The sequence below is a fragment of the Betaproteobacteria bacterium genome, assembly GCA_016720855.1.
Lineage (GTDB): Bacteria > Pseudomonadota > Gammaproteobacteria > Burkholderiales > Usitatibacteraceae > FEB-7.
Genome location: JADKJU010000006.1, coordinates 1 through 17,650 on the forward strand (window position 1 = coordinate 1; position 17,650 = coordinate 17,650).

A 17,650-nucleotide genomic window follows, 5' to 3' on the forward strand; every position below is an offset into this window, starting at 1 on the left:
ACTTCTCCGTGACGAAGGCCCGCCACGCATCGGTGGCACAGGGCCTCGACATCCTACGCCGGGACCGCGGGAATAGACGCCGCCGGCGAAATCATGCCCATCCTCGGACAGGACGTAAATGCTTGCAGACCAGCCCGGGCTGCGACGAGTAGCGCGCTGTGCTCTAAGGAAGAATGGCTCCTGGCCTCATCGACAGTCAGAGCGCTTCCGGCAGACGGAACGTTGCGATGGCGGTGATCATCCGGTTCTCCTTCCGTGGATCTCAGGAGGTCTGACGGAAATCCTGCCGGGCCCTGCGGGCGGTCAGGGCGGGCGGTTCCCGATCGCCTGCGCCACGCGGCACGAAGGAAGATCCGAATGGATCCTCGGCGCGGAATGGGCAATCTCCCAGGCTGAAGAATTTATCAGACCTCCCTTTCAGCAGCGGCGACGGCTCTCGGGGTTGCACCGCTGTTACGCACCATCATGCCTTTGGAAGACCTGCGGCAGAAGCTGTTCGGAATCCTGTTCCAGGGTACCCTTGCGAAAGGAAACGAACGATCATGGCCGGGAATCACGCCGCGCTGGGAATGGCGCGCCTTCGGGAAGCGCCGCTTCCGGGAACGCGGAGGCCAGAGCTTGCGAAGCTCATACCCGGCAGCGTCCAGGAAAGCGACGAAAGGGATCTGCTCTGCTCACGGGCGGGGGACAACGTGAAGGTCCACGACGAGCTCATGGACATCAAAGGTTCTCTTAAGGTGGTCAACGAGGACAGGCTCGAGCAGTGGACGCCTGTGATGAAGGCCAACTTCCCGCTTGCGGCTGCCGAGAGTGAAGAAGGTTCTCGAGTCGCTGAGCCTCATCATGCCCAAGATGAAGCTGAAACCTACCCTCGACGCGTTCATCGCGAGACTTCATGGCGGCGGTCTTCGCGCCGTCCGCAAATCTGGGCCTGGGCGGCTATATGAACACGAGCTATCCCGTAAAACCTCATGACGCTGATCGACGATAAGATGACGCTATGCCGTGATCGATGCGGGCACCAGCTCGATCCAGTTCCGCTATCGGTGAACGTGGCGCCGACGGTCGGTGGCGCACGTGGTCTCCGACAGTGCCGAGGTGACGCGCCTTGGCGAGGGCCTGGTGGAGGGCGGAAAGATCCTCGATGCCGCCCGCGATCGGCTACGGTCACCGCCACATTGCCGCCATGGTCAGTAAGGCGAAGCGCGGGGGCGTGCGCGCCATCGCGGCCATCAACCCTGCCGGGCTCCGGATGGCATCGAACGCAGCCGATGTCGTCGCGGCCATCGAGGCGCGGACTGGCGTGCGCGTCGAGGTGATTTCCGGCGAGGAAGAGGGCCGTTGGCCTGCCTCCCGGGGCGCGAACCGGCCTCGCGTTCAGCAGAGGCTCAGTCGTCGTGTTCGATACCGGCGGCGGCTTGACCTCGCAGATCACGTTCGGAAACGACGGGCGCGTGAACGAAGCAATTCCCAGCGTGAATGTCGGGGCGATCCGCTACGGGTTTCTTCCGGCTCGGCAAGGCCATATCGGCCGACGTAGTGCCGCGACGCGTTGGCGTCGATTGCAGCAGACCTCGCGCGCATTGACGATCGACCGGTTCCCGACGCCATGAGTGGCCGCCAGGCGTGGTAATTAGCATTACCGCGGTCCGGCCGCAGTTGGCCGCCTACGGCCCCACCGTCGTGCGGGGTGCCGTCCTCGACCGCGCCGAGATCGACCGGCAGATCGAAACCTACCGGTCGTGACGCGGACGCTCGCCGGGCTGTCGTCGGCCTGGCGAAGCGGGCGGGTGATTCTCGCAGGCGCCACCATCGTGCGTACGGTGATGGAAAAGCTTTCCCAGGAGGCTTTACGGTTAGCGACCGCAGGCTGCGCCACGACGTGCTGGCCGAGGCGATTCGACGGATGACGCGAACTCGCGCCGCTAAGCGCGCTAATCAACGACAGGCCTTGCTGAAGGTGCAGATTAGGGAAATCGACCGTGAACGCGACAGAACCGGAAGACCACAACAACCGAAAGCCCCCGCGATGGCGAAGCGTGCCAGACCGCCAAGGCTTCCAGCGTGCGAAAGCCCGTGCCGGTTGCCCGAATGACCACTGACGGGCGCGCAACTCGCCGAGGTCCTTCGCCTCATCAAGGGCGCCGGCGGCGTCGAGATGAAACTTTCCATTCCCTTCCACGACGGCGCGACGATCGAGAGCATCAGCCTCGACCCGGTGGAGAGCACAGCCGCGGCAGGCGTACTTCTTCGACACGCCGGACCTCGCCTCAGCAAGGCCGGCGTAGTCGTCACGCCCAGCACTTTGGGCAACAAGGCCGATACGGTCGTCAAGCTGCGGCCGGTGGATACAGCCACAATCGATTCGGGTGCGCCGTTCGGCGGCTTTCCAAGGTCGAGGTGGATGTGATGCCGGGCGGCTGTGCTCGGCGTCATACAAGAGTATCTGCACGGGACGGGAGGTGCTCGAAGTGATCGGAGGCGGGAAGTCCCTCGGTCTCTGTTCTCAAAGACAGCGTGCCTTCTACGATGCGCACGCACCGAAGGACGTCACGATGGACGACATCCTCGGCCGACGTTCCTGCTCAAGGCGAGGCACCAGCCCAGGACCGACAGAAGCATCACTGTCGAATTGTGGTTCCTATCCCGACGGTTCGCGCATCCTCGAAGATTTCCACGAAATCCCTGCCGAAGGAACGCCTTCCAGGCGGCGGGAGATTCCGCGCCCTGCAACGCGATGCGGCATCGCGATCAGCGCCGCCCGAGCCGAAAGCCAGGACGGCGCTGGGTTTTCACGGCAAGATTGAAGGAGGAGCAGGCTGACCCGGTTGAGCGCCAGCGCCACCGGGAATCGCCTGTTTGCGCTGCCGGCCGTCCATAAAATTCGCCATGAACGGTGACTCTGCCGCAACCGACGCCTGCCATGGGCGCCATTCGATTCGACGTGGTCGCCGGCCTGACGGCTGCCAGCCGTTGTTCTTCCCAAGGCGATGGCGTATGCGACCGTGGCTGGACTTCCGAGTGTCGGTCGGGCTTTACATCCCTGATCCCGGTGTGATCTACGCGCTGCTCGGCACGTCGCGTGCTGAGTGTGAGCTCCACGACGACGCTGGCGATCCTCGCCCGGCACGCAGCTCGGCCTGGCCGTGCCCGATGGTGATCCGACCTGGCGCGCCTGCCACCGCCACGGGCTGACCGCCTGGTGGGCGCGATGCTGGTGTGGCGGCGCATGATGCGTCTGGGGGTGTTGCCAACTTCATCTCTCGCACCGGTGCTGACCGGTTTCGGCGGGGATCGGCCTGGGGATCGTGCTCGACCAGGTCCTGAAGCTGCTAAGGATCCATTTCGACAAGCAGGGATTTTACGTCGACGTGGCGAGCATTGCAGCACGCTGGAGACGTCGCCGATGGCGCTGGCGCAGTGGCAACCTTCGCGATCCTGATCGGCATGGAGCGGATCTGGCCGCACTCTCCGGCGCCGCTCGTGGCCGTCGGCGGAGGCATTGCGCGGCGTCGTGGTACTTCGGGCTGAAGGCACTGGGTGTGTCGACGGTGAGGCTGATTCCGCAGGGGCCTGCCGCCGGTAACGCTGCCGGACCTGGGGCTTCCCGCAGCCGCGGCGCGGGGGCTTCGGGATCGCGCTGATGAGCTTTACCGAAACGATCGCTGCGGGTTGGGCCTTTGCTGGCCAAGCGATCCGCCTATCGACGCCAACCGCGAACTGGTCGCGACGGGCGTTGCGAACCTGGGCGGCGCGTTCCTCGGCGCGATGCCCCGGGCGGCGAGGCGGCACCTCGCAGACCGCGGTCGTGCGAGCCGCGGGTGGAAGGTCGCAGAAGGCCTCGCTGGTCACCGCGGCCGCAGCGCGCGCCACCATGCTGCTGCTGGCCCCGATCCTCGGGCTTCTTCCTAACGCGACGCTGGCGGCGGTGGTGATCGTCTACTCGGTCGGGTTGATCCAGCCCCGGGTTCCGTGCCATCCGTGGGGTGCGCAGCATGGAATTTCGCTGGGCGCTCGTCGCCTGCGCGCGGCGTACTCGTGTTCGGCACGCTCAATGGCATCGTCGTCGCGATTATCGTGTCGATGATCAGGCTCGCCATGCCAGACGGCGCATCCGCGCGTGTCGGTCATCGCCGAAGCGCGGACCGACGTGCTGCGACCGATATCCGCGGAGCACACCGGACGACGAGACCTTCGAGGCCTGCTGATCGTGCGCCCCGAGGGGCGCCTCTTCTTCGTCAACGCGCAGTACATCGCCGACCGGGTCACGGGCTGGTCGCACCGCACGAGCCGCGCGTGCTGGCATTGGACGTGAGCCGCGTTTCCGATCTCAGATATTCGGCGCTGCAAACGCACTGCGCAGCCCACGAGCGTGCTAGATGGAGGGAGCAACGGTGGAGGACGCGAGGCCCCGAGGTGTGGCTCGCAGGACTGAACCCCGGCGTGCTCGAGGTCGTCCACCATGCCGGGCTTGACCAGAAGCTCAGCCACGATCGGCTCCTTTTCAACGCACGGGAGGTGATGGGCGTTACCAGGCACGAGGGCGTCGGGGGGAAGACGTCACAGGAGTCCTGACGGTCGAGGGCAGGCCGCAGCCGCCGCCCGTCGCGCGGTCACTGCGCAAGATTAATGGCCTTCGGCATGGATGGAGGACAATCCCGCTGGCCCGATCAGAGCCTTTGCCCCGGGCATCCTTTCGCGACGCAGGAGGTAACCATGCAACAAAGAGTACTCATTCTCGTCCTGCTTGCGATTTCATGCGCGGCAGCAGGTACGTATGCGCAGACCCACCGTCAGCTGGCGCCAGTCCGCCGCGGGCGCAGTCGATCCGGCATCTGTCCAGGCCCTCAAGGACGTGGGTTTCCACCTGCGGAAGCTCAGGCGCTTCAGCGTGTCCACGGAACTCACGGGTGAGCGGGTTCTGAAGGATGGCGAAAAGCTTCAGCATACCGCCAAGGCGGATCTGGACGTGGTACGCCCCTCGAAGCTGCGCGCCAGGATGTCCAGCGCCCGCGCCGATCGCCAGCTTTTCTTCGACGGCAAGACGGTGACGCTCTATGCGCCCGCGCAGAAGTTCTATTCGACCGTCGAATTCGCCGGCTCGATCGGAGACCTGATCGGAAGGCTCGAGGAAAAGTACGGCATTGAGCTGCCGCTCGAGGATCTCTTCCGCTGGGAACCCCCGGCGCTCCGCTCGACAAGATCGATTCGGCGATGAACGCCGGCCAGGATTTCATCGGAAGGATCTTTGCGACCACTACGCCTTCCGTCAGGGCACCATCGACTGGCAGATCTGGATCACCACCGGGGACCAGCCGCTGCGCGCAAGGTCGTGATCACGAACCGCGCCGACGAAGCCCGTCCGCAGTCGGTCTCGATGATCAGCTGGAACCTGAAGCCCGCGTTCAAGGACTCGACCTTCACGTTCACGCCGCCCCAGGGGGCGAAGAAGATCGACGTCATCGAGCGCAAGGCAAAGTAGAGGAGCGGACATGAAAACGTCAATGAGCAAACTGGTCCTGGCCTCGGCGGCCGCCGCCATGCTGGCGAGCTTCGTCATGGCACCCCTCGGAGCGCAGCGCCGTGGCGGCGGGGGGGGGGGGGGTGGTGGGGCAGTCGGTGCGCGCGCCGGCGGGGATCGTGGCGCCAGCGACAGGCAGGGCGCGCAGGCCAACAACAGCAAGGCCGATGCGCGCACGAACGAGGTGCGCAACACCAGCGTCAACAACGTCAACGCACAGAAAAACGTTAACGTGAACGTGGACTGCACGGGTCGTTGCGGCGGCTGGGATCATCCGGTCGCAGCCGCGGCGGTGGTCGGCAGCGCGGTGGCCGTGACGGCTGCCGCGGTCGGCTCGATGGTGGCCACCGTGCCCGGCCAATTGCGTTCCGGTCAATTATGGCGGCATGGTGTATCAGCAATGCGGTGGCACCTGGTATGCCCCGCAGGGATCGCAGTATACCGTCGTCAATCCGCCGTACTGATGCCGCAAGAGGTCCGGTAGCCCGCTCCGCGCCATTGGGCTGCATTGGCTTTGATTGGGCGCGATTGGTGGCAAGCGCTGCAAGTTTTTGATGGAACGAGTGAGGCGGCTTGCCCAGTCGGCGCCTGAGAACCAGGGGGTCGTGGGTTCGAATCCTGCCGGGCGCGCCAGAAACACGAATGGGCCGGTCGCAAGACTGGCCCATTTTCAATTGGCGGGCGCGGGAACCTCTGCGGGGACGATCCCTACACCCACGATTCGCAAGACGGACTCACTGCTTCGGCAAGACGTGAGGCGAAGAATGGTGATGCGCGATGAGCCATTCGCCACCGCGCTTCGTCACGAGCATGGTGTAGCGCGACGGCCGAGCCCACGCCTTGCCGTTAGTCGACCCGGTGAACTCGTAAAAGCCCGTGACGAGTACCGCGTCGTCGCCGAGCACAATCGTGTGCCTTTCCTGGATCGCGTTCTTGTTGCCACTTCCTTCGACGCCGAGAAGTATTTCTTGATGGCCTCGGTTCCAATGGATATGACAGGACTCACGGTTCCCAGAAGAATGCCGTCAGGCGAATCAGTCCTTGCGATTGCCTCCGGGTCATTGGAACTGTATGCCGCCGACCAGCGGTCAAGGAGCGCATTTGCTTCCTCTTCCGAACCCGCGCACGCCGCCAATGGGGCAAGCGAGACTGCTACCAGAGCCAGAAGCCGAATGAGGTTGCTCATTTCTATTCTCCTTGGGTAGTAAGATCGGAATCGGTCGAGCATACGCCGAAAAAAGTGGGGGCATCATATCCATGTTTTGTGGGAGATTTGTCCGGGTCCTAGTTGTGCGGCAATTGGATGCGGGGGTCCTGATTGGACGAGATTTGGCGCGACGTTCTAAGTGACTGAATAGCAATGAAGTGGCGATGTTCACGAGCCGAAGGTATCAAGAGCCCAACGGGGCTTTTTTTGCGCCAACGTAGGTGCACACGGTCCATCCAGGCGGACCATCTGCGCTGGAGCGCACCGAACGCATCGCCGATGTTTTCATCGAAATGACGCAGCACAACGGAAAACCCGTGACGCCCCCGATGGCCACCCCAAACTCCCGCACCTGTGGCCGGGTCAAACTCCCGCACCTGAGCAGGCGGCGGGACGCGGCGAAGTTACCCGGTTGATCCCCTCTTGGCAACACGCGCCGCGGCCTCTTTCAGGCGCCAGCTCTTGCCTTCGAAGCGCAGCAGGTAGCCGTGGTGCATGAGGCGATCGAGGAGCGGGGTGACTACGACGACATCGCCGAGGAGCCGCCCCCAGTCCTCGAGCGGGCGGTTGGAGGTGACGATCGTCGAGGCTTTCTCGTAGCGGCTCATGAGCACGTCGGCGAGCTCGTCGCCGGCGTGGGCGGGGAGCTTGCGCAGGAAGAGGTCGTCAATGACGAGCAGCTCGGCGGCCTTGAGCTGGGCGCGCAGCTTGCGCAGTTCACCGAGTTCGCGAGCTTCGCCGATGTCCTCGATGAGCTGGTGGGCCTCGCGGTAGTGCACGCGCCGGCCGTGGGCGACTGCGAGCGCGGCAAGCGCCTTCGCCACATGGCTCTTACCCGTTCCGGGCGGGCCGATGAGCAGCGCGTCCTCCTTCGCGTCGATGAACTTGAGCGTGGCGAGCTCCAGCACGTCGCGCCGGGGAAGCCGCGGGTTGTAGCTCCAGTCGAAGCTCTTCAGGTCGCATCGCTCGGGCAGCCCCGAGAGCGCGTAGCGTCGCTCGAGCAGGCGCGAGCGGCGCCGGTCGAGCTCGTCCTGGACGAGCCAGGAGAAGGCTTCGACGAAGTCCATTTCATGCGCGCCAACCTGGGAGCGCGCGAGCCTGCAGTGTTGCGGTCATGCCGGACAGGCGCAGGCTGCGTAGCGCGCTCCAGGCTCAGTGATAGACATTGCCATCGGGATCCTCGTGGTGGACCTGGGAGAGCGCCTCCCAGAGCGTTTGGTACTCGGTGATGTCGCGAATCGCCGGATGCGCCTGCGTGAGCGGCAGGTCGGCCGCAGGGGGCGCCTGGCGCTCGAGCGCGCGCCTGACGGCGGCGTAGGACAAGCAGTTGGCTTGCGTGAGGCGCGCGCACACCGCCTCGATGTCGGCGCGCGCGCGTGCTTGCGCACGAGGTTTGCGCGAGGCCGTAGATCGCTCGTTGGCCGGGGCGGCCAAGCTTGGCGAAGAGCTCGCGGCCGGCCTGGGCAGTTGCCGGGCCGATGGTCTCCAGGCGCACGAGCAGGCGCACCGTTTCACGCGACGGGTTGAAGACGCGGTCCTCTCCCTGCATCACGAAGGCGCCCTTGCGAAGCGACTTCTCGTGCCGGCGCAGCACGGTGCCAACGCGCTCGAGGATCTCGATCTCGCTCGTACACGCGCACCGTGACTTCGCTGTGAGGCGCGGCTGGAAGAGCGGCGTAATACGAGCCCTCGACCTGCACCAGGCCCGCGTCATCGACCGTGCGCGTGACCTGGCGGAAGTACCTGCAGCCCTCGGCAGGCAACTGCTTCAAGTGCGCTTGCTCCTCGCGGAACATCTCGAGCACCTGACGCTTCTTGCGCCCGTGGATGCGCGGAGCCGCCCAGCGCTCCTCCCAGTGCGCGAGCCACTCGTTCTGCGCCTCGACGGACTCGAAGCGCCGCCCCTTGAGCGCGGTCGACTGCGTGTGCTGAATCGCGTTCTCGACGGTTCCCTTGCGGTTGGGGTCGGCGACACGGCACGGATCGGCGACGACACCGTAGTGCGCGAGCATGCGGCGCGTAGACGGGATTCAACTCAGGCTCGTACAGATCGGGCTTGATCACGCCCTGCTTCAGGTTGTCGAGCACGACGTACCGAGGACAGCCGCCGAAGGCACGGAAGGCCTCCTCGTGCGCCCGCGCCCAACTCTCCTGGTCGGCCTTCCACACCGCTTTCCTGAAGCTCTTGCCCGAGTACTTGAGCGTCATCACGAAGAGCGCCGGCTTACGGTACTTGCCGCGGCTATCCAGCGTGGGCGCCCCTTCGCCGTAGTCGACCTGCGCTTCCTCGCCGGGGCGAATTCCAGTACGTCGAAGCGCTCGGGCGCGCGCGCCTTGAGCCGCGCCACGAAGCGCTTCACCGAGTTGTAGCCGTGTGCGAAGCCGTGGCCCTCCACCAGGTCCTGGTAGATGGCCACGGCGTTCCTGCCCAGCAACACCTGCGACTCGATCCACTCCCGGTGCGGCTCGCACGCCGAGGTCGTCGACTCGTTGGCCGGAGCCGGTGGCCGGGGTGCGGGAGTTTGGCCCTCCGGGCCCCCGGAGCCGGTGGCCGGGGGTGCGGGAGTTTGCCCATCCGCAGCACCAGAGCCGGTGGCCACCCCGGGGGAATTTGCCAGCCTCTGATAACGCCGGACGGTCTTCGGAGACACCCCCAGGCGCCGCTCAATCTCCCGCTGCCCCACGCCGCTCTCGAGCAGCGCCAGGACGCTCATGCGCAAATGCGATTTCAAGACGTTCACTCTCTCTCTCCCCGAATTGGTCGGGGAGGAGCGTACGTCGCGCCGTCCGGCGCCCGGGATCAGGCGCCCTTACGGGTGCTCAGGGTGCGGGAGTTTGACCCGGCCACAGGTGCGGGAGTTTGGGTGGCCGCCGGGGTGACGCCTTGTGATCACAATCACCGCTACCTGCCGGTGAAAGGTTCACCCGACGTATCTCGTTTCGACATTCATGTCGATGACGTCGGAATAGCGAGCTGTTCGATTTCCCGGCAGGTATTCGCAGACGAATTCGGAATGACCCACGCGTATACGGACAATGGATTCGCGCAAGGTTCCCAATGCGCAAGCGATGCCGAAGCAGATCGCGTAGATGGGGAAAGCCTTCTCCGCGGAATCGAGCGCCACTGCAAAGATCGCCACGAGGAAAGCGGCCGCGAATGCGGCGTAGGTCGGCCCCGTTGGTCCTTCGGTTCTAACACTTTGTGCAATGCCATCCGCCAGGGGCGACTGTTGGCAAGCGCTACAAGTGATTGATGTCAAGGGTTGACGGCTACCTCGACGAACCAGGGGATCGAGGTTCGAATCGTGACGGGCGCGCCATTTATTCAAGGGCTTGTCGAAAGACAGGCCCTTTGCCATCGGCGCGTTGCTACCCGATTGCGATATGCGGCAGAGCGTCGAGCAGGCGCCCCGGAAGGCGGATGTCGCGGCCGCCGGCACGCAGTGATTGGGAAAATCACCCTCCGGCGTTGAGATCAGGTCGTCCCCACGAGCCAGGGCGTCTCCTCGCGCTGGCGCAACTCGTAGGCGGCGACTTCCTTCTCGTAGCGCAGCGTGAGGTCGATCTCGTCGACGCCCGCGAGCAGGCATTCCTTCCGGAAGGGATCGACCTCGAATCCAACGACGCATCCGTCCGGCAGTCGCAGCGTCTGCGACGGAAGGTCGATCGTGAGTTCGACGCCCGGGTTCGCCGTCAGGAGGGCGCGGATGGCCGCGACGCGCTCGTTCGGGAGCGTGATCGCCAGCACGCCGTTCTTGAAGGAGTTCTCGAGGAAGATGTCGCCGAACGAAGGCGCGATCCAGGCGCGCAGTCCCCGGCCGGCGAGGGCCCAGACAGCGGCTTCGCGCGAGGAGCCGCAGCCGAAGTTCTCGGCGGCGACCAGGATCTTCGCGTCGCGGTATCCGGGGCGGTCGAGCACGAAATCCGGCTCGCTCTCGCGCAGGTCGTGGAAGAGAAAGTTTTCGTAGCCGGCGGAGCGCGGCTTGCGCAGGAAGCGCGCGGGAACGATGCGGTCCGTATCGACGTTCACGATATCGAGCGGGACGGCGACGGCGGTGAGGCTGGTGAAGGGGTCCATGCGGCTACCCTTGCACGTTGGGACGGGAGATCAGCCTGCGCACATCGGTGATCCTGCCGGTGACCGCTGCGGCTGCGGCCATGGCGGGGCTCATCAGGTGCGTGCGCGCCCTTGCCCTGCCGGCCCTCGAAGTTGCGGTTGGAGGTCGAGGCGCAGCGCTGCCCCGCCTCCACCAGGTCGCCATTCATGCCGACGCACATCGAGCAACCGGCGTCGCGCCAGTCGAAGCCTGCCTCGAGAAAGACGCGGTCGAGCCCCTCGGCCTCGGCGGCGCGCTTCACGAGACCCGAGCCGGGCACCACCATCGCAGGCACCACGGCCTTGCGTCCGCGCACGACCTCGGCGGCCGCGCGAAGGTCCTCGAGGCGGCTGTTGGTGCACGAGCCGATGAACACGCGGTCGATCGCGAGGCCCGCGATCGGCTGGCCGGGTGCGAGGTCCATGTAAAGCAGCGCCTTCTCCATGCTGCCGCGCCGGGCTGCATCGCGTTGCTGCGAGGGATCCGGAACGACGCCCGTCACGCCGACCCCATGCTCGGGGCTCGTGCCCCAGGTGGCCATGGGCTCGATCGTGCTCGCATCGAGTGCAACCTCGCTGTCGAAGCGGGCATCGTCGTCGGAGGCGAGGGTTCGCCAGCGTGCCAGCGCGCGCTCCCAATCGGCGCCACGGGGCGAGTGGGGTCGGCCCAGCAGGTACCCGAAGGTCGTGTCGTCCGGCGCGACGAGACCGGCGCGCGCTCCCGCCTCGATCGACATGTTGCAGATGGTCATGCGCGCTTCCATGGAGAGCAAGCGGATCGCGCGGCCGGCGTACTCCAGCGTGTGGCCCGCTCCGCCGAACGCGCCGATCTTCGCGATCAGCGCGAGGATGATGTCCTTGGCGTGAACGCCGGGAGAGAGCGATCCGTCGACGTTCACGCGCATCGTCCTCGAGCGCGCCTGCCAGAGCGCCTGCGTGGCCAGCACGTGCGCGACCTCGGAGGCGCCGATGCCGAAGGCCAGTGCCCGAGCGCTCCATGGGTCGAGGTGTGGGAGTCGCCGCACACCAGCGTGATGCCGGGCTGCGTGATGCCCTGTTCCGGCCCGATCACATGCGCGATGCCCTGGCGTTCGTCGCCCACCGGAAAGATCGCGATGCGGGCTGCCGCCGCATTGGCGGCGAGCGTCTCGACCTTTTCGCGCAGTTCCGGGTGCTCGATGGGGTTGCGGTTGCGAGTCGGCACGTAGTGATCCGGTGTCGCGAACGCCGCATCGGGGCGCCGCACCTTCCGCCCGGCATGGCGTAGCGCCTCGAACGCATGAAAGCTGCCGTCGTGCAGGGAGGTGGCGGTCGATGTAGAGGAGGGTGCGCCCCCCCGGGCCGCTTGCGACCGCGTGGGCGTTCCAGATCTTCTCGTAGAGCGTGAGACCCATTCGCCGGCTATCGGGGAACGTGCCCCACGGAGTGCGCATACTTCTTCATGGCGTCCTCGCCCAGGTACTCCCTTTCCCAGGCACGTACCTGGTCGAAGCCCGCGAAGGTATGCAGGTCGCCCAGGGGGTGCTTCCGGAAACCCTCCATGAATCGGGTTTCGGCGACGGGGCCCTCGGCGTGCATTTGCACCGCGAGGTCGTGCATGGCTCCCAGCGCCGAGCGCAGCATCGCATTGGGCGAGATGCAGACGGCGATGCCCATCGCGCGCAGTTCTTCCAGGGTGAAGCGCGGCGAGACCCCCGTCATGTTGTAGAAGACCGGCCCTTTCACTTCCCTGCAGATGCGCTGCACTTCCTCGGCGGAAGTGGGTCCTTCGATGAATCCCAGGTCCGCGCCCGCGTCCAGGTAGGCGTTGACTCGGCGAATGGCGTCGTCGAGCGAGCCGCCGGACGCGCCGCGCGCATCGGTGCGGGCGATGAGCACGAAATCCGGATCGAGCCCGTCGCGCGTGTCCGCCGCCGCCCGGATCTTTCCCACGGCTTCTTCCATCGGGATGACGAGGCGCCCGGCCACGTGGCCGCAGCGCTTCGGGCTCACCTGGTCCTCCAGGTGGATCCCTGCCACCCCGGCCGCGACGTATTCGCGAACCGTGCGGATGACGTTGATTGCATTGCCGAACCCGGTGTCCGCATCGGCGATCAGAGGGATCCCGACGGCGGAAGCGATGTAGCGCGCATTGGCCACCATCTCGCTCATCGTCGTGAGGCCCACGTCGGGAGCCCCGTGAGCGCGAGGGAAGTGCCGTAGCCCGTCATGTAGATCGCGCCGAAGCCGGCGTTCTCGAGCACTTTCGCGCTCATGGCGTTGTAGCAGCCGGGCACGTAGAGGGTCGGGCCGCGGCCGATCAGCTCGCGCAATTGCGTGGTGGCGCGCTTCATCAGTCCACCTTCGCGCCGGACGCCTTAAGGACTTTTGTCCAGGTCTGCTGCTCGGTCTCGAGGAGCTTGCGGAATTCACCGGCGTATTGCCGACGGTCTCGGCGCCGAGCTTCTGGAATCGTTCCTTCACCTCCGGCGAGTTGAGCGCCCTGGCCGCCGCCGCATGCAGCTTGGCGATGACATCCTTGGGCGTCCCGGCCGGGGCGAGGATTCCATACCAGGTATCGGAGGCATAGCCCTTCACCACTTCGCCGAGCAGCGGGATCTCCGGGTTGCTCTGCGCCCTCTTGCTGCTCGTGAGCCCGATCGGTGCCAGGCGCCCGGCCTTGATGAGCGGCTGCAGGGAAGGGAGGCCATCCATGGCGAGTTGCACCTGGCCCGAAAGCACGTCCTGGCGCGCCTGAGTCGAGCCCTTGTAGGGCACATGCACCACCTTGATGTCGGCCATCGAGAGGGAACAGCTCCATGTTCAGGTGCGTGGCCGACCCCCTCCGGCGGAACCGTAGTTGAGCTTGCCGGGGGTATTTTTTGGCGTAGTCGATGAGTTCCTGCGGCGTCTTCACCGGCACGGACGGATGCGCCACGATGATCTGGTGCGTGTTGGCCATCACCGTGATCGGCTCGAAGCCGTTGATCGGGTCGTAGGTCTTCTTGTCGGCGTGTATCAACGGGTTGATGACGTGCGAGGGCTCACCGCGAGCAGGGTGTAGCCATCCGCGGGCGCCGCGGCCGAGCTCGGTGCCCACCCAGGCCGCCGGCGCCGGGCTTGTTTTCAATCACCACGGGCTGTCCCAGTTCCTTCGAGATTGCTTCGCCGACGGTGCGCGCGAGCGTGTCCCCCGTGCCGCCCGCCGAGAGCGGCACGATCAGCTTGATGGGCTTGTTCGGATAGGACTGGGCGGTTGCCAGGGTCGGGCAGGACAAGGCGAGCGCCAGAGGCAGGGTGAACAGGATTCGACCAGTTGACGCAATCTTCACGAGCGGCTCCTTGAGCGGGTTGCGGTGCGTTTGGGTGACAATACTACTTTCCCGCCGGCGCTCCGAACAGCGCGCGGCCCTGCGAGAAGGAACTTCAGATGAAGGATTGCGTGCTCATCACCGGTGCCAGCCAGGCCATTGGCCGCGCGGCGGCCACGCGGCTGCCCGCGGACGGCTTCGAGTCGTCACGCTCGATCGCGAGCCGCCGCGGGCGCCGCTGCCCGCCGAGACATTCATCGAGGTGGACCCTCGCGGAGCGAAGAGGCGACGCGGGAGGCCCTGGCGCGCGCGATGCGGAACCGGCCGATCACCCGCCTCGTCAACAACGTCGGCACGGTTAGACCGGGCACGCTGGAGAGGCGACGAGCGCGGACCTGGCCGCGGTGGTGAGCCTCAACCTGCGCTGCTCCTGATGCAATGCGTCCAGGCGCTCCTTCCCGGCCATGAAGGCAGCGCGCTTCGGGCGCATCGTGAACATTTCCTCGCGCGCCGCACTCAGGAAGAATTGCGCACCGTCTACGCTGCCGCCAAGGCGGGCATTCACGGCATGACGAAGACCTGGGCGCTGGAGCTGGCGCCGCACGGCATTACCGTGAACGCCGTGGGCCCAGGCCCCATCGGGACCGAACTTTTCCACCGCGTGAATCCAGCCGATTCGCCGCGCACGCGTGCGATAATCGATGGCATTCCGATCAAGCGGCTGGGCGCGCCGGAGGATGTGGCGCATGCCGTGGCCTCGCTCCTCGACGGAGGGCGGGTTTCATCACCGGGCAGGTACTCACGTTTGCGGGGGCATGACGGTGGGAAATGCCGGGGCCTGAGCTGGCCCGGGCAGCCGGCGCCCGGTTTTGCGCCGGGCTTGATCCAGTTCACGCGCGCCCGGTCGGGCGGTTCTGCGTTGGTCCAGGAGCGAATTGAGACAGGAAAGGACGGTCGATCATGTCAAATATCGTCATCATCGGTGCGGGGCTCGGCGGCATGCCGATGGCCTACGAAATGCAGGAACAGCTTCGCGCAGGCGACAAGCTGACGGTCGTCGGCAACGGCCCGAACTTTCACTTCGTGCCATCCAACCCCTGGGTGGCGGTGCGTTGGCGCAAGCGGGACGATATCGAATTTCCGGCCGCGCCCCACCTCGGGAAGAAGGGCATCGCCTTCAACCCGGCGGGCGCGAAGCGCGTGCATCCCGACCGGAACCAGGTCGAGTCCGGCGACGGCACCTTCCTGGACTACGACTTTTTCTGATCATCGCCACGGGCCCGAAGCTCGCGTTCGACGAGATCGGGGTTCCGGGCCGGAGGGCCACACGCAGTCGATCTGCAACGTCGATCACGCGGCGCACGCGGCGGACGCGTGGACGCTTTCGTCATGAGCCGGGCCCGATCGTGGTCGGCGCGGTGCAGGGCGCGTCGTGCTTCGGGCCCGCCTACGAGTTCGCCTTCATCATGGAAACGGACCTGCGGCGCAGGAAGCTGCGCGACCGCGTGCCGATGACCTACGTCACGTCCGAGCCGTACATCGGGCATCTCGGCCTCGGCGGCGTGGGCGACTCCAGGACGATGCTCGAGTCGGCGATGCGCGACAAGCACATCGTGGATCTGCAACGCCAAGGTGACGAAGGTCGAGGCCGGCACCATGCACGTGATGGAGCATGACGAGGAGGGTAAGCCGAAGAAGGAGCATGCGCTGCCGTTCAAGTACTCGATGATGCTGCCCGCGTTCAGGGGATCGATGCGGTGTTCGGCATCGAGGGCCTCACCAATCCGCGCGGCATGATCCTCATCGACGCGAACCAGCGCAACCCGAAGTACAAGAACATCTACGCGGTCGGCGTCTGCGTGCGCCCATTCCTTCCCGTTCGAGCCGACGCCGGTTCCGACCGGCGCGCCCAAGACCGGCTTCATGATCGAGTCGATGGTCACGGCGACCGCGCACAACATCCGCGCCGAGCTCGACGGCAAGGCCCGGCCGAGAAGGCGACGTGGAATGCCGTGTGCCTGGCCGATATGGGCAACACGGGCATCGCGTTCGTGGCACCGCCGCAGATCCCGCCGCGAAACGTCACACTGGTTCTCCGAGGGCAAGTGGATCCACCTGGCCAAGATCGCCTTCGAGAAGTACTTCATCCGCAAGATGAAGAACGGGACGTCGGAGCCGTTCTACGAGAAGTACGTGATGAACATGCAGGGCATCACCAAGCTCAAGAAATAACCGCCTTCCCGACCACCCTGACCGCTGCCGGGACGGCCGCAAGGCGCACATCGAATTTCGGGTTTTTGCGAGCCGGTTTCTGCCGGGCCGCCGTGCCGCGCTTCCGGGTCTGATGGCGCCACCCGATGACCGAAGGCGCCGGCGGCGTCCTTCCTCCATCGGGGCCCATCGACCTGAGGAGGTGCCCATGAAAACCGTTCTGCGTTACGCAGTGGCTTGTGCCGTCATGTCCGTCGTCTTCCCGCATCACCCGCGGCTCTTGCCATCGAGCAACTCATCAAGCCGTCGCCTGGCCTGACCCGGGCGGAAGCCTGTGCCCCAGGGGCCAGGGCCGCAAGGGCGAGGAGCACGACCGGTTCAGCGAACCGTTGCCTGAAGGACGGCGTTGCGGTCACCAGGACCGTGAACGAGGCGCAATACGACTTCGGCGCCCATGCTGGCCAGAACAGATGAAGACCCGCAACCAGCAGGCCGAAGAAGGATCTGCACGGCGACGAGCGCCGCTCCTTCATGAGCACTTGCCTGAAGGGCTGAGTGTCGGGTACGCTGCGGATTGCGGTCGAGCTAATGGGGGCGTGTTCGCGAACACGTCCCCGAACGCTCGTCTTCAAGGAGCGCATGAGATGAATGTCGCGCAACGCGGCGCCGCGATTGCATGGACTGCCGCCGTGGCGGCCTGGCTGGCATGGGCCATTTCATCCATGGTACGGCGTACGCGCAAGGCCGCATCACCTGCTCGGTGCGCCAAACCGAGGTCGACCTGCTCTGGCCAGCCGCTGCCTGATCACTGGGTGCTCGGCACGCGGATCGGCCTGTGGGTCGACGATCAGACCATGTCTGCGTATTTGACCGTGGCGGCCAGACGCTGCACAGCAACGAGCGCGCGCTCGAACTCCTCGCTGGCGAGTGCTGCAGGCCGGCACCTCCTGTTCTCGAATCTGACGCGTCGGGCAACCTCGTGCGCTCGTGGGGCGGCCTGGGAAAGGGCTACGACTGGCCCAATCCCTGCACGGCCTGCACGTCGACCACCGGGGCAATGTGTCTGGATCGGCGGCAATGGCGATCGTGCGACGGTCGCATCCTCAAGTTCACGAAAGAGGGCAAGTTCCTGATGCAGGTCGGCAGGTCCGGGCGCAGGCAAGGGTGGCAACGATGCCGCCAGCTTCGGGCGCGTGGCCAAGATCTGGGTGGATCCGAAGACGAACGAGGCCTATGTCGCCGACGGCTACCGGAACAGGCGCCGCCGCGGTGCTCGACGCCGACACCGGAAAGTTGAAGCGGTACTGGGGTGCCTACGGGAACAG

The 17,650-nt window shown here is 65.7% G+C and carries 10 protein-coding genes and 9 pseudogenes; 10 read left to right on the plus strand and 9 right to left on the minus strand.

What is annotated here, in order from left to right; all coding sequences use genetic code 11:
• Positions 1-542 precede the first annotated feature (542 nt).
• The 7 genes and pseudogenes from IPP91_20305 to IPP91_20335 all read left to right on the plus strand — a co-directional run bounded on the left by IPP91_20305 (position 543) and on the right by IPP91_20335 (position 5,985).
• A complete protein-coding gene (locus tag IPP91_20305) occupies positions 543-947 on the plus strand; it encodes a hypothetical protein (GenBank protein MBL0144374.1) in 405 nt (134 codons plus the stop codon).
• Between the two features lie 197 nt (positions 948-1,144).
• Positions 1,145-1,540 (plus strand): hypothetical protein, encoded by a 396-nt coding sequence (locus IPP91_20310; GenBank protein ID MBL0144375.1) that lies wholly within the window; start codon positions 1,145-1,147, stop codon positions 1,538-1,540.
• Between the two features lie 618 nt (positions 1,541-2,158).
• Positions 2,159-2,410 (plus strand): hypothetical protein, encoded by a 252-nt coding sequence (locus IPP91_20315; GenBank protein MBL0144376.1) that lies wholly within the window; start codon positions 2,159-2,161, stop codon positions 2,408-2,410.
• Positions 2,411-2,555: 145 nt separating this feature from the next.
• Positions 2,556-2,807: a hypothetical protein gene (locus IPP91_20320; protein ID MBL0144377.1), complete on the plus strand. Its 252-nt coding sequence runs from the start codon at positions 2,556-2,558 to the stop codon at positions 2,805-2,807.
• A gap of 183 nt (positions 2,808-2,990) precedes the next feature.
• Positions 2,991-4,575, plus strand: a pseudogene (locus IPP91_20325) (STAS domain-containing protein).
• Positions 4,576-4,716: 141 nt separating this feature from the next.
• A pseudogene (locus tag IPP91_20330) lies at positions 4,717-5,482 on the plus strand (DUF2092 domain-containing protein).
• Positions 5,483-5,492: 10 nt separating this feature from the next.
• A pseudogene (locus tag IPP91_20335) lies at positions 5,493-5,985 on the plus strand (hypothetical protein).
• 270 nt (positions 5,986-6,255) lie between these two features.
• Here the strand turns inward: IPP91_20335 and IPP91_20340 are convergent.
• From IPP91_20340 to IPP91_20380, 9 genes and pseudogenes are all read right to left on the minus strand, one after another.
• Entirely contained in the window at positions 6,256-6,513 is a 258-nt protein-coding gene (locus tag IPP91_20340; GenBank protein ID MBL0144378.1) for a nuclear transport factor 2 family protein, read from the minus strand.
• A gap of 619 nt (positions 6,514-7,132) precedes the next feature.
• Positions 7,133-7,844: pseudogene (locus IPP91_20345) on the minus strand (ATP-binding protein).
• Positions 7,845-7,880: 36 nt separating this feature from the next.
• A pseudogene (locus IPP91_20350) lies at positions 7,881-9,460 on the minus strand (IS21 family transposase).
• Between the two features lie 189 nt (positions 9,461-9,649).
• Positions 9,650-10,087 (minus strand): hypothetical protein, encoded by a 438-nt coding sequence (locus IPP91_20355; GenBank protein MBL0144379.1) that lies wholly within the window; start codon positions 10,085-10,087, stop codon positions 9,650-9,652.
• A 116-nt stretch (positions 10,088-10,203) separates the two neighbouring features.
• Positions 10,204-10,806 carry a 3-isopropylmalate dehydratase small subunit gene (leuD, locus tag IPP91_20360; GenBank protein ID MBL0144380.1) on the minus strand — a complete coding sequence of 201 codons (603 nt, stop codon included), beginning with the start codon at positions 10,804-10,806 and terminating at the stop codon, positions 10,204-10,206.
• Positions 10,807-10,810: 4 nt separating this feature from the next.
• Positions 10,811-12,218: pseudogene (gene leuC / locus IPP91_20365) on the minus strand (3-isopropylmalate dehydratase large subunit).
• Between the two features lie 7 nt (positions 12,219-12,225).
• Positions 12,226-13,157 (minus strand): annotated as a pseudogene (locus IPP91_20370) (isocitrate lyase/PEP mutase family protein).
• Positions 13,157-13,903 carry a hypothetical protein gene (locus IPP91_20375; GenBank protein ID MBL0144381.1) on the minus strand — a complete coding sequence of 249 codons (747 nt, stop codon included), beginning with the start codon at positions 13,901-13,903 and terminating at the stop codon, positions 13,157-13,159. The pseudogene IPP91_20370 and the gene IPP91_20375 overlap by 1 nt, the downstream one beginning before the upstream one ends.
• Positions 13,848-14,135, minus strand: a complete 288-nt coding sequence (locus IPP91_20380) for a hypothetical protein (protein ID MBL0144382.1) — start codon at positions 14,133-14,135, stop codon at positions 13,848-13,850. The genes IPP91_20375 and IPP91_20380 overlap by 56 nt, the downstream gene beginning before the upstream one ends.
• 98 nt (positions 14,136-14,233) lie before the next feature.
• On the opposite strand from IPP91_20380, the pseudogene IPP91_20385 reads away from it, so the two are divergent.
• The 3 genes and pseudogenes from IPP91_20385 (at position 14,234) to IPP91_20395 (ending at position 16,880) form a co-directional block, all read left to right on the plus strand.
• Positions 14,234-14,956: pseudogene (locus IPP91_20385) on the plus strand (SDR family oxidoreductase).
• 118 nt (positions 14,957-15,074) lie between these two features.
• A pseudogene (locus IPP91_20390) lies at positions 15,075-16,346 on the plus strand (NAD(P)/FAD-dependent oxidoreductase).
• A gap of 483 nt (positions 16,347-16,829) precedes the next feature.
• Positions 16,830-16,880 carry a hypothetical protein gene (locus IPP91_20395; protein MBL0144383.1) on the plus strand — a complete coding sequence of 17 codons (51 nt, stop codon included), beginning with the start codon at positions 16,830-16,832 and terminating at the stop codon, positions 16,878-16,880.
• The last annotated feature ends 770 nt before the right edge of the window (positions 16,881-17,650 follow it).